Annotated in this window: 14 protein-coding genes; 4 read left to right on the top strand and 10 right to left on the bottom strand. The window is 51.8% G+C overall.

The window, feature by feature from the left end:
- Positions 1–2 precede the first annotated feature (2 nt).
- Genes BM025_RS14010 through BM025_RS14000 form a run of 3 tightly spaced genes read right to left on the bottom strand, consistent with a single transcriptional unit; the run spans position 3 to position 2,819 of the window.
- Complete coding sequence (locus tag BM025_RS14010; protein WP_085850161.1) at positions 3–449, bottom strand: MarR family winged helix-turn-helix transcriptional regulator; 447 nt, start codon at positions 447–449, stop codon at positions 3–5.
- Positions 446–2,011 carry a phytoene desaturase family protein gene (locus tag BM025_RS14005; RefSeq protein ID WP_085850160.1) on the bottom strand — a complete coding sequence of 522 codons (1,566 nt, stop codon included), beginning with the start codon at positions 2,009–2,011 and terminating at the stop codon, positions 446–448. The genes BM025_RS14010 and BM025_RS14005 overlap by 4 nt, the downstream gene beginning before the upstream one ends.
- Before the next feature lie 13 nt (positions 2,012–2,024).
- A complete protein-coding gene (locus tag BM025_RS14000) occupies positions 2,025–2,819 on the bottom strand; it encodes a cyclase family protein (RefSeq protein ID WP_085850159.1) in 795 nt (264 codons plus the stop codon).
- A 356-nt stretch (positions 2,820–3,175) separates the two neighbouring features.
- On the opposite strand from BM025_RS14000, the gene BM025_RS13995 reads away from it, so the two are divergent.
- The 3 genes from BM025_RS13995 (at position 3,176) to BM025_RS13985 (ending at position 5,331) form a co-directional block, all read left to right on the top strand.
- Positions 3,176–3,601, top strand: a complete 426-nt coding sequence (locus BM025_RS13995; protein WP_085850158.1) for a cupin domain-containing protein — start codon at positions 3,176–3,178, stop codon at positions 3,599–3,601.
- 81 nt (positions 3,602–3,682) lie between these two features.
- On the top strand, positions 3,683–4,525 hold the full coding sequence (locus BM025_RS13990; RefSeq protein ID WP_085850157.1) for a fumarylacetoacetate hydrolase family protein: 843 nt from the start codon (positions 3,683–3,685) through the stop codon (positions 4,523–4,525).
- Entirely contained in the window at positions 4,522–5,331 is an 810-nt protein-coding gene (locus BM025_RS13985) for an SDR family NAD(P)-dependent oxidoreductase (RefSeq protein ID WP_085850156.1), read from the top strand. Before BM025_RS13990 ends, BM025_RS13985 begins: the two co-directional genes overlap by 4 nt.
- 40 nt (positions 5,332–5,371) lie before the next feature.
- Here the strand turns inward: BM025_RS13985 and BM025_RS13980 are convergent, their stop codons facing one another.
- From BM025_RS13980 to BM025_RS13955, 6 genes are all read right to left on the bottom strand, one after another.
- Entirely contained in the window at positions 5,372–5,836 is a 465-nt protein-coding gene (locus tag BM025_RS13980) for a MarR family winged helix-turn-helix transcriptional regulator (RefSeq protein WP_085850155.1), read from the bottom strand.
- Between the two features lie 76 nt (positions 5,837–5,912).
- Positions 5,913–6,305 (bottom strand): acyl-CoA thioesterase, encoded by a 393-nt coding sequence (locus BM025_RS13975; RefSeq protein ID WP_085850154.1) that lies wholly within the window; start codon positions 6,303–6,305, stop codon positions 5,913–5,915.
- Positions 6,298–6,711 carry a RidA family protein gene (locus tag BM025_RS13970; protein ID WP_085850153.1) on the bottom strand — a complete coding sequence of 138 codons (414 nt, stop codon included), beginning with the start codon at positions 6,709–6,711 and terminating at the stop codon, positions 6,298–6,300. The genes BM025_RS13975 and BM025_RS13970 overlap by 8 nt, the downstream gene beginning before the upstream one ends.
- A 15-nt stretch (positions 6,712–6,726) precedes the next feature.
- The gene (locus BM025_RS13965; protein ID WP_085850152.1) at positions 6,727–7,155 is read right to left on the bottom strand and encodes an acyl-CoA thioesterase; all 429 of its coding nucleotides are present in this window, start codon (positions 7,153–7,155) and stop codon (positions 6,727–6,729) included.
- Positions 7,152–7,895, bottom strand: a complete 744-nt coding sequence (locus BM025_RS13960) for an SDR family NAD(P)-dependent oxidoreductase (RefSeq protein ID WP_085850151.1) — start codon at positions 7,893–7,895, stop codon at positions 7,152–7,154. Before BM025_RS13960 ends, BM025_RS13965 begins: the two co-directional genes overlap by 4 nt.
- Complete coding sequence (locus BM025_RS13955) at positions 7,892–10,177, bottom strand: bifunctional salicylyl-CoA 5-hydroxylase/oxidoreductase (RefSeq protein ID WP_085850150.1); 2,286 nt, start codon at positions 10,175–10,177, stop codon at positions 7,892–7,894. Before BM025_RS13955 ends, BM025_RS13960 begins: the two co-directional genes overlap by 4 nt.
- A gap of 338 nt (positions 10,178–10,515) precedes the next feature.
- On the opposite strand from BM025_RS13955, the gene BM025_RS13950 reads away from it, so the two are divergent.
- Positions 10,516–10,932, top strand: a complete 417-nt coding sequence (locus tag BM025_RS13950; RefSeq protein ID WP_085850149.1) for an acyl-CoA thioesterase — start codon at positions 10,516–10,518, stop codon at positions 10,930–10,932.
- Between the two features lie 237 nt (positions 10,933–11,169).
- Here BM025_RS13950 and BM025_RS13945 read toward each other — a convergent pair whose 3' ends face one another.
- Positions 11,170–12,222, bottom strand: a complete 1,053-nt coding sequence (locus tag BM025_RS13945) for a 2,3-butanediol dehydrogenase (RefSeq protein ID WP_085850148.1) — start codon at positions 12,220–12,222, stop codon at positions 11,170–11,172.
- Positions 12,223–12,271: the final 49 nt, after the last annotated feature.

The following is a 12,271-nucleotide window of genomic DNA, read 5'->3' as shown; positions in this document are numbered from 1 at the left end:
CTTTAAAAATCGTGATGGCGGATGTCGTAAAAAATCCGCAGTAGCAATGAGTTGAAATTCTCGCGTTCATCTTCGCTGAGGGACGCAAGCATGGTGTCGCGCATATTTTGCATCGATGGCCAAGCGGCGTCATAGGCGGCGCGCCCTGTTTGGGTGAGGCTGATTTGACGGTATCTGCTGTCTGAACCTTGCGCTGTGCGCAAAATCAGGCCTGCGTTTTCCATCGTGTCGAGTGTGCGTGACAGGGTTGATTGTTTGATGACCGTGAGGATGGATAGATCGGTAATGGAACATGGCCCGCTTTCGGCCAAAGCGGCCAAAGCACGCATTTGAGCCACGGATATACCGACATCTTTGAGAGCGGATTCAACACCTTTGTTGTACCGCGCTGCGATGCGGTTCATCAGATAGGGGGTGAATTCTTCTAGCTGTTCGCGATGATCGGTCATGCGCCCAACTCTTTTGCTGTCAAAAACCCTGATCCGCCTGACAAGCCCGGGCCGGGATGGGTTGAGGCGCCGATGTGGTACAGACCCTTGATGCCAGTGTCATGACGCACGCTGTCTTTGAACGGACGCCAGAGGAAAAATTGCTCGACCGAACACGCGCCGCCGTAGGGATCACCGCCGACAAGGTTCATGTTGTAGCCTTGTAAGTCTGCGGGTGAAATCGCGCGACGTGTGAGAACACTGTCTTTGAAACCATCGATGTGTTGAGCCAAAATGGCTTCAATACGATCTGCATAGGCTTCGCGCAGTTCGTCCGTCCATTGACCGTCAGCGGGGACTTCAATCTCGCCTTTTGCATCGCCTTTGACCACGCGTGGGGCTTCGGGCATTTGCAACCAAAGCACGGTTTTACCAGCGGGGGCACGAGTAGGGTCAGCAGCACAAGGTTGACCGACGCAGATGGTGGGCACCTCGGGCAACATGCCGCGTTCGGCCTCGTTTCCAGCTTTCGACACCGCATCAAGTCCGGCACTTAGATGCAAAAGTTGTACGTCTTCCAAGCCATTGGTGTTCCATTTGACGTCACCGTCAATGAGGTAGTGAAGCTGGAAGTTTCCTTTTCCGTATTGATATTTGCGCAGATCATCGGCTTTTGCAGGTGTAGGGGCGAGCGTGCCGTAAAGTTGGTTTGGCGTGGTTGACGCCAACACCGTACTGGCCGAAACTTCTTCGCCAGATGTCAGCACCAACCCTGTTGCTTTGTTTTGTGTTAGCGTGATTTTTGCGACCTCTGCCGACGTCCGCACGCTGCCGTCGTGTTCTTCGATGATGGCGATCAGGCCGCGCACCATTTCAGCTGCGCCGCCTTTGATCACGGGCGCACTTGCGGCTTCTAGTGCAAACCCGATCACTTGGCCCATCTGCCCCGAAAACGTTGACTCTGGCCCAAGCCCCGCATGCAAACACCATGGGGCCCAAAGCGCGCGATTTAGATCGCTGTCAAATGATGTTTCCAACCAATTGCGCATGGATTGCAGCGCGCCACCCATGGTGGAAGCCAACCCGCGGGGTTTGCGTTTCCATGTTTCTTTGGCCATTAATTTTGCCGTAGATTTGGACCACGGGTCACCGCCCATCAATCCAAACAGCAGTTCGGCGTCTGCACCGAAAGCGTCTAGATCGGCGGCAAATTGTGTGCCGTCGCCGTCATGGACCGCGTTGAATGCGGCCACGTTGGTTGTACGGTCTGTTGTATATGTCAGTGCTCGGCCATCTGGCATCAAAACACCTGTTGGCGTGTTTGTGCTGCAGAATTCAACACCGTGGCGGGCCAGATCTGCACCCAAAGCACCATGTGCAGCACCTGTGACCCAAAGAACAAAAGTGGTGGCAAGGGGATCATATGTGACCCCCTCGGCCAATGTTTCTGACCGCATGCAACCGCCTGCGATGGCTTCGCGTTCAAACACTGCGACGCGTTTGCCGGATTTTGCGAGCATGGCACCTGCGGTTAGGGCGTTGATCCCTGATCCGATGATGGCAACCTCGGTTGATGTGGTCATGGCTGTGCTCACTTTATGCTGCTGGCACAAGTGCAAGGGCGCGAATCGGGGACCCCGTGCCTTTGACGATTTTGAGCGGTGCAGTGATCAAGATTGCGCCTTTTGCGGGCAGTGCGCTGAGGTTGGTCAGCGATGCCAACCCATAGCGGTTGTGTTTATGCAAAAGGTTGTGTGCTGGGAACGGAATTTCAAATCCGCCCGCCGCACCTGCGTCTGTTCCGATGCACTGTGTGCCCCAGCCCAGTGCCTTTTTCTCTTCCATCAAGTATTGAATCACTTCTGCGGTCGGGCCAGGTGTGTGTGGGCCGTTTTCGTCAGCGTTCAGGTACTTGTCTTCGTCATCGTTGTATTGGTCCCAATCGGTGCGCATCAGTACCCATTCGCCTTCTTTGATCTCGCCGTGCTCTGCTTCCCATGCTTTGACGTGCTCTACTGTGAGCAAGAAATCTGCATCAGCTGCGGATTCTTTTGAGCAATCGATCACGTTGGCGGGGGCGACAAAGTTTTGGGGTGCGATGGTGTCGACTGACCCGTCTGGGTAGTCTTTGCCAGTGATCCAGTGGTGTGGCGCGTCATAGTGTGTGCCAGAGTGTTCACCCAATTTGAGCCAGTTCCACGCCCACCAAGGGCCACGGTCGCCATACTCAGAAATCTTGTGGATTTCGACTTTGGGTGTGTTGTCTGCAAAGTCTTCTGGCAGTTTCAAAAGCGGTGTGTCGGGCCCGAGGGGGGCTGTGCAATCAACAACTTTGACTGAGCCATCAAGCAGGCCTATGGCGACGTTTGCGAGTGTATCCTGAGCGTTCATATGGGGTGTCCTCTGTTGGAATGTTTGGTTTTTCATTTTGTTATATGCAAATGCATACAGTTGGTTTCTTCAAGTACAAAATTTAATTTGAGTGAATTTTTTTGGAATTGTCCCTAATATGAATGTGCTGTGTTGCTGTGTTGCTTACTATTTTGGCGACAAATGTAGCATTAAACACACTATTTAAGCGAATATGAATGAAATTGATCTGATGATTCCGTTTGTGTCAATTTCTGTAGTGATGAATATTTCATACAGCTGCATTCAAAATATACTTGAGATTTAAAGTAAATAATGTCAGGCTTTGGCTGATATGAGCCTATGAGCTGCATGTAAAATCTTAGGAGGATTTCCATATGACCGAAAAAGTTGTTCCAGTTGTCACACGTGCGTCTGAGCTTGATGACGGCACATCGCAGTCTGGCGATTGTGTTCGTAAATCTGGCGTAAGCCCTCAGCACACACCTGCTACAAAAATCTGGTTTGGTCGTGTGAGCAATGAGCCGGGTCATCGGTCACCGCCGCATCACCACGAAGAATGTGAAACAGGTGGCTATGTGTTGAAAGGCCATGGTCGAATTTATTTTGGCGAAGATTATAAAGAATACACAGACTTACACGAAGGCGACTTTGTTTTTGTGCCGCCATTTATGCCGCATGTTGAAGTCAACATGAGCACGACAGACGAGCTAGTTTGGCTGACATGTCGGACGCCTGACAACCTTGTCACCAACCTTCCAGAAGTGCCTGACGACGCCCTTGAAGGCTATCGCCGCGCTTAATCTCAAGACCAGTGCGTCGTTGTTGACACCTTTGTGTTGTGCGCAGAGGGTCGTCAACGGCGCGCCACGAAAGGACCATTTATGAAACTTCTCCGCTACGGGCCTGTTGGTGCCGAACGCCCTGCAATTCTTGATGCTGAGGGCAATATGCGCGATTTGTCCAGCGTTGTGCCTGACATCAATGGGGACGCGCTGTCGCCCGAAAGCTTGGCAAAAATCGCCAAGGTCGATGTGTCTAGCCTGCCTGTTGTGCAAGGCACGCCTCGCGTGGGATCTGCGATTGCACGGCCCGGAAAGTTTCTGTGTGTGGGACTGAATTATGCTGATCACGCACGCGAAACAGGCAAAGAGCCGCCCGCAGAACCTGTCTTGTTTTCCAAAGCCACCACAGCTTTGTGTGGTCCTTATGATGATGTCGAAATCCCACGTGGGTCTGATCGCACAGATTGGGAAATCGAGCTGGGGATCGTGATTGGCAGCCGCGCAAAATACGTTGATGAAGCGGATGCTTTGAGTCACGTGGCAGGTTACGCATTGGTGAATGATGTCTCTGAGCGCCGTTTTCAATCAGAGCGTGGCGGGCAGTGGATCAAGGGCAAAAGCCATGACACCTTTGGTCCTGTTGGACCTTGGATGGTGACCAAAGACGAATTTGACGACATTCAAAATATCGACCTTTGGCTTGATGTGGATGGCGACCGTCGTCAGACTGGTAACACCAAAACAATGATCTTTGGCGTGGCGCATCTTGTGCACTACATCTCGCAATTCATGACCTTGGAAGCTGGCGATATTATTGCCACTGGTACGCCTCCTGGTGTTGGCTTGGGCATGAAACCCCCGACGTTCTTGCGTGCGGGGCAGGTGGTCACTTTGGGTGCATCTGGTCTTGGTGAGCAACGTCAATTGATGGTGCAAGCATGAGTGTAGACTTTGAAAAAGCCAAAAATGCGCTAACGGATTTGACTGGCAAAACCGCAATTGTCACGGGTGGTGCGCGCGGCCAAGGTGCAGTCGAGGCAGAACTACTTGCCTGTGCTGGGGCCAGCGTTTTGATCTGTGATGTGCTGCAAGATGACGGTGTCGCTTTGGCTGAAAAGCTAACTGGTTCTGGTCTGAATGTGCGTTTTCAAGCCCTTGATGTCACATCAGAATCCGCATGGGCCACAGCTTTGGATGTGGTGCAAGAGTGGACCGGTCGGTTGGATATTTTGGTCAACAATGCCGGAATTATCAATCGTAAAATTATCCGCGACATGTCCGTAGAAGAGTGGCGCAAGGTGATGGATGTCAACGCAACGGGGGCCTTTATCGGTATCAAACTTTGCGCGCCGATGATGATGCAAACTGGTGGGGGAAGTATCGTTAATATTTCTTCGAACAGCGGATTTTCGGGTCACTATGACCCGGCCTATACATCGTCCAAATGGGCGCTGCGTGGCCTGACGCGCTCTGCCGCGATGGAATATGCGCAAGAAGGTATTCGGGTGAATGCGATCTGTCCTGGGTTGATTGTGACTGACCTCAATCGTGGGTCACCCCATTTGAAGCCAATGATCGAAATGACCCCGATGAAACGCTCTGGCGAGGCCGAAGAAGTCGCGCAATTGGTGCTGTTTTTGGCCTCCGAAGGGTCGGCTTATATCACAGGTGAAGACTTTGTGATTGATGGTGGTTTCACAGCGGGCGCGGGCTATCGCCGCGTCGCGCAGGAAACAGGCATCTTATAAAGATTGATATCGCCCCAGTGTTTAAACCTTGGGGCGATCGTCAGCTTTTGTTGCGCACATCCAGCATGATTGAAATACCGCGTGCTGCGTCAGCTTCGGTCACGTCCGTAAACATGTCATCAATCCAGCCGCGATGCTCTGCTGTCATCTCATCCATCAAAGTGTTGCCTTTTTCGGTGATTTTAACCAAAAAGGCGCGGCGATCGCTGATCATGTTTTCGCGGATGGCCAAGCCGTCTGCCACCAGTCGTTCGACAACCCCAGTGACATTGCCGTTTGAGACCACCAAATGCTGCGATAACTCGCTCATTTTCATGCCTTCTGGCGCGGCATATAGGGCTGCTAAAACATCAAAGCGCGGCAAAGTTGTGTTGTATCCAGAGCGCAGTTTTTCGCGCAGTCCGCTTTCAACGTGGCGCACAGCTTTGAGCATTTGCAACCAAAGCCGCAATCGTTGACGTGACAAGGCTTCGTCTTCAATATAGTGCAGATCGTTCGTCGTCATACCTAGGCTCCAAACGCTTGTGGTCAAAAGACAATTTCATATATCAGTGGAAGCCCTTTGGCGTAAAGAGAAAGGTTCAATTCCTCACTTGGCTTGAATATTTCCGCGGCTTACCTTTGGAATCGATGGCGACCAACAAAACATCAGCAGTCATAATGCGTCGGCTGTCTGTGTCGGGTTCGGCCCAACCAGACAGCGACAGATTGAAAGAACTGTTGCCATGACGGGTGACAGTTGCGTGCATCACGAACTCTTCACCAGCCGCCAAAGCTGCATGAAAGTTCAGCTCTTTGATGCTGGCGATGATCACATTTCCACCTGTCATCTTACGACCTGCAAGCCCTGCGGCGTGATCGAGTTGTGACATGATCCAGCCACCAAAAATAGCGCCGCTTGGGGTCGCCTCGGCGTAGGGGGCGACGGTGATCAAAACGGCAGGTTCTGAGGGACGTTGGTCTGGCTCACTCATGTGGAATAACTGCCGTGGCTTCGATTTCGATACGTGCCGCGTCTTCCATCAATCCTGCAACTTGCACAACGGCCATCGCTGGAAAATGACGCCCAAGAACTTCACGGTAAGCTGCGCCAAAGGGTCGCAAGTTTTCGTTATATTCTTTTTTATCAGTTATATACCAAGTCATTCGCACCAAGTGTTCAGGGCTGGCACCAGCTTCAGACAGCACGGCCACGATGTTTTTGAGTGTCTGGCGGAACTGGCCCACCATGTCCAGATGTTCCCATTCTTGTTGTGCATTCCAGCCAACAAGACCGCCAGTAAAGACCATTTTGCCCTCAGCCATCATGCCATTTGCATAGCCTTTTGCCGGAGCCCAACCATCGGGTTGTAGAAATGTGTGCGGTGTCAGAACAGTCATAATCAAGCTTTCGAATTAAGGAGTCGGAGACATAAGGTAAGTGGACATTTTGCTGCGTAGGCTATTGGGCCATGGCGCGGATTTGCCCGTGGATGTGTTGGCGTAGACAACCGTTGCGGAGCCTGTAAAACGGGTTTCGTCATTGCTGGCGCAAGCTAAATCAAAGGTCGCAGATGAGGTGCCAAGCCGTTTGATGAACACAGTAAATTCAAGCCATTCGCCAAGGCGTGACGGCGCGCGAAATCGCACATCAATACTGCCCATAGGGGTGCCCATGCCGCCATCAGTTTGGCGCATTTCACCCCAACTAAATTCCATGGCATCGGCAAAAAACCGTTCGATGGAAGATGATATCATTTCAAAATAGCGTGGGTAAAAAACGATACCTGCCATGTCACAATGATTGAATTCCACCTGTCGTTTGAGTGTAAAGGTCTTGGTCACGTTTCCCCTCCTGATACGGAAATGCTTTGACCTGTGATCATATCAGAGCCTTCACCGCACAGCCACAACACGGTTTTTGCGACATCTTCAGGGGGGACGAGTTTGTGCATCGGATTGGTCGCTTCTAAACTTGCGCGCGCGTCTTCAGGGGATCGGCCTGTCTTTTCAACGATGTTAGCGATGGAGCGTTGGGTCATTTCTGTGTCTAGAAACCCGGGACAAATTGCATTGACCGTGATGCCTTTGCGAACCAGTTCTAACGCGACGGATTTGACCATGCCGACCACGGCGTGTTTGGCCGCTGCATAGGGCGCAACATAGGGATAGCCTTTGAGACCCGCAGTGGACGCGATAGCAATCAAGCGACCCCATGGTTTGTCTTTCATCGCTTTCGTGCCTTCGCGCAGGGTCAAAAACGTGCCTGTGACATTGACCGACATCATGCGTTCAAACGCAGCAAGTTCAGTTTTTGCAAAAGGCGCACTTTCGGATGCCCCCGCATTGGCAATCACGATGTCGGGCGCGCAGTCTGCGATAGCTTTTGAGATTGCGGCCTCATCGGTGATGTCTGCCACCACAGCTGATATTGCGTTATGTTTGGCTGCCACAGTTTCAAGCGGGGCCAATCGCCGTCCACAGATTGTGACTTGCGCGCCGGCGTCGGCAAGCATCAGGGCGATGACCGCCCCAACGCCAGAACCGCCGCCCGTCACAAATGCTGTTTTGCCAGAAAGCGTCATGTTGCCATCGCTTTTGCGCGTTCGGCCAAGGTGATCGCCTGACGACGTCCGCCTTCGTAGGGGGCTGGCCATTCTTGTTCTGTATCACCAAGTTCGACCGCCGCGTGCAAAGTCCAGTAGGGGTCGGCCAAATGTGGTCGCGCCAAAAGCACCAAATCCGCACGCCCCGCCATTAAGGTCGAGTTGACGTGATCAGGCTCATAGATGTTACCTGCTACAAGCGTCGGAATGCCGACTTCGTTGCGCACACGGTCTGAGAATGGCACTTGGAACATGCGGCCATAGATTGGCTTTTCGGCTTTGTCAGTTTGACCGGATGAGACGTTCATCGCGCTGACGCCAGCATCTTTAAACATCTGCGCAATTTCCACGGCATCCTCGGGCGTGATGCTGTCGCCTTCCATCCAGTCGTTGGCGGAAATGCGGACTGTCATTGGTTTTTCGGCGGGCCAAACGTCGCGCATTGCATGGAAGATTTCCAATGGGTAGCGCATACGGTTTTCAAGGCTTCCGCCATATTCGTCACTTCGTTTGTTGGTGACGGGCGAAATGAATGACGCAAGCAAATACCCGTGGGCTGCGTGCATTTCGATCATGTCGAAACCAGCTGCATCGGCGGATTTAACCGCGTCAATGAATTGCGCTTTTACTTCATCCATGTCGGCGCGGTCCATTGCTTTTGGCACAACGTTACCGTCCATCAATGGGATAGCTGAAGCAGACAAAAGATCCCAGTTTTCGCCGTCAGGAAGGGCTTGGTCGATGCCGTCCCATGCCAAACGTGTGGACCCTTTGCGACCTGCATGACCAATTTGGGCACACATTTTTGCGTTGGTTTCTGCGTGGGCAAAGTCATTTAAGCGTTTCCACGCTGGGATTTGCGCCTCAGAAATGCAGGGGCACCCGGGGGTGATACGCCCTTGCATACTTACGCAAAGCATTTCGGTAAATACAAGACCCGCGCCGCCTTTGGCACGTTCTGCGTAGTGCACAAAATGCCAGTCATTCGGCATGCCATCTTTGGCTTTGTATTGCGCCATCGGGGACACAACGACGCGGTTTTCCAGCGCCATATTACCCAATTTGAACGGTGCAAACATAGGGCTGCGCGTTGATGTGCTGCCCGCTTGTTTTTGGAACCACGCCTCGGCGGAAGCAAGCCATTTAGGGTCGCGCATCCGTAGGTTTTCATGGCTGATCCGCTGCGAGCGTGTGAGCATGCCGTAGTTGAGCTGCATCATGTCGAGGCCAAGGTAGCGCTCGACATCTTCGAACCATTCGGTGGAATTGCGGGCGGCAGAGGTGACGCGCAGCACCTGCAATTTACGTTCGTCTTGGTAGGTTTCCAAAGCGTCAGGCAGAGCTTTGCCGGCGTTGAGTTCATCTGCCAACATGATGGCACTTTCCATGCCAAGTTTCGACCCAGAACCGATTGAGAAATGCGCGGTTGCAGAGGCATCGCCAAGCAATACTACGTTTTCAAAGAACCAGTTTTCACAGGTGACACGCGGGAACTGAATCCAAGCAGAGCCACGAATATGGTTGGCGTTGGTCATCAAAGCATGGCCGCCAAGATGTTTGGCGAAAATCTTTTCGCACAAGGCAATACTGTCTTGTTGGTTTAGGGTATCAAACCCAAAGGATTTGTAAGTTTCCGGGCCGCATTCAACGATGAAGGTCGCCGTGTCGTCGTCGAATTGATAGGCGTGCGCCCAAATCCAACCGTGTTCGGTTTCTTCGAAAATAAAAGTGAATGCGTCATCAAATTTTTGATGGGTGCCGAGCCAAACAAAGTGGTTTTGGCGCATATCGATTTGCGGTTTGAATTTGTCTTCGAAAATGGTGCGGGTCATTGAATTGAGACCATCTGAGGCCACCACAACGTCATAGTCTTTTTTCATTTTGGCAATGTCATCTGCCGTAATGTTGGATTCAAATTCAAGTTTGACACCAAGCTGACGGGCGCGCTCTTGCAGCAAGAGTAACAACTTTTTACGCCCGATTCCGCAAAACCCATGCCCGCTTGAGGTCATGCTTTCATCGCCACGAATGGTTTTGACATCGTCCCAATAGGCAAAGCTGTCGCGGATCATCTTTTCAGAAATCGGATCGTTTTCTTCGAAGTTAGACATGGTTTCGTCTGACAAAACCACGCCCCAACCGAATGTATCATCCGCTTTGTTGCGTTCGAAAACAGTGATGTCGTGATCTTCATTGCGCAACATCATCGAGATTGCAAAGTATAGGCCTGCGGGGCCTCCTCCGAGAATCGCTGTTTTCATTGTTGTATCCTTTATTGAAGCGGGCCTTGCCGTATCTTCATTGAATGTTCTAGGTCTTCAAGAGACTATTTACTTTAAGTCTAAAGTTAAATTTCAATGCATCGCCTGTCAACGGACTTTGTCACTCTATACGCTAAATATATCGGGATTTCTGTATTATTGGCGTTATGAACACTAATATTTTCACATTATCTGTAATGTGTAGATTAGATTTGTTGAGAGATGCGCGCAAAATACGTTGTGCACACGCGAGGTTTGACATCTGCACAAACTTTAAACATAAATTATATAAACCAAAAGCACAGTTGGTGCTGGATAGTAAAAATAGAGGAAATATCATGCCATTTAAGATTTCAAAACCGATGCGCTTCGGCGATTGTGACCTCACTGGGATCGCTTATCACCCCGCATATTTATCTTATCTCGTGGATGTGAATGAGGCCATGTTTGCCTCGTTCGGGGTGACATGGAAAGAGTTGATGTTTGAGCGTCATCTTGGGTTGCCGAGTGTCAAAATGAACATCGAGTTTAAAAAGCCAGCCGTGTATGGCGATACATTGGATTTCGCGGTGCATGTCAAACGCATAGGAAAATCATCTTTGGATCTTTATACTGTCGTGACCGTTGATGGGGACATTATATGGACGATCGAGCAGCTGATTGTCATGACATCAACCAAGGATCACAAATCTCATCCATGGCCAGACGATTGTCGTGCGGGTTTAGAGACGTATTTGGACCCCGCGCAATCCTAAATGGGGACTGTTGCATTACTGATGCCCGCGATCTTGATATTCATTTGCCTTGGTGCCTATAGCGTCGGCCATAGCGCACCAATGTCTGGCTGGTGGTGATGTGGGGCATGATTGGAACCGCAGGGCCGCCCCTTTGAGAGCCCCAGCGTTATAAAGCCCGCACCCTCACGAACACGATTTCGAACAATCCGGCGCATGGTAAATAGGACGCGAGCTTTCAAGCCCGCGTCCGGAAGATCACTCGGGTGCTTTTACGAGGATTTTAACGTGGGATTTCTCGGTCACGAGGCTCTCAAACCCTTCTGGCACGATGTCATCAATGGAAATCCGTTTGGTCACCAATTTATCAGCGTTGAAATAGCCTTGGGTCATCAACTTCATGACCGCAGGATAAACGTTTCGATATGCGATAGTACCAAGAAGTTGTCGCTCTTTGAGTACCACGGTGTTGGGGTGAAACGCCGCTTCCTTTTCCCAAATCGAGACGATCAACGTCTGGCCCTCATGTCGGGTTGCATCAATACATTGCGGCAGAACTTGCGGCACACCTGTCACTTCGAAGGAGACATTCACGCCCCCCGTTGCCTCTTGGATTTTGGCGACCACATCCTCGGCGGTGGGGTCGATGGCGGTTGTTGCGCCAAGTTCCAGCGCTTTTTTGCGGCGCACATCTGAGGGTTCAACCACATGGATTTGCGACGCACCAGCCACGCGCAGCGCTTCGACGACCAGTAAACCGATGGGCCCCGCGCCAAACACCGCCGCGGTATCGCCCGCCTTGATTTTTGACATGCGGACGGCATGCAGCGCCACGGCTGAGGGTTCGATCAACGCGCCCTGTTCCATCGACAAAGCATCGGGCATCTTGTGGACCATGCGGGCTGGCACCACCGAATAGGCGGCAAACCCACCATGACCACCAGACAAACCGACAAACCCGAGATCGTTGCAAAGATTGTATTTGCCTTCCAAACAGGCGGGGCAGTCACCACAGGCAAAAATCGGCTCGATGGCAACGCGGTCGCCTTTGGCAACATGGGTGACGGTTTCGCCAACCTCAGTCACCACGCCGCTGTATTCATGCCCCATCGTGATCGGAGCTTGGTCGTGGCTGAGCGGGTGATCTTCGCCCACGGGCACAAAGATCGGTCCGGCGAGATATTCATGCAAGTCACTGCCGCAGATGCCAGTCCAAGCAACCTTTATCTTGACGTCACCGGGGCCTGGGGATGGCTCTGCCACCTCTTCAACGCGGATGTCTTTAACACCATACCAACGTGCTGCTTTCATAGTTCATCTCCATATTTATAAAGGGTGCGCCCGAACTGGAAACGTTCGG

It is taken from the genome of Pacificibacter marinus (assembly GCF_900109555.1).
Taxonomy (GTDB): Bacteria; Pseudomonadota; Alphaproteobacteria; order Rhodobacterales; family Rhodobacteraceae; genus Celeribacter; species Celeribacter marinus_C.
This window is presented reverse-complemented; position numbering and strand designations above follow the sequence as displayed.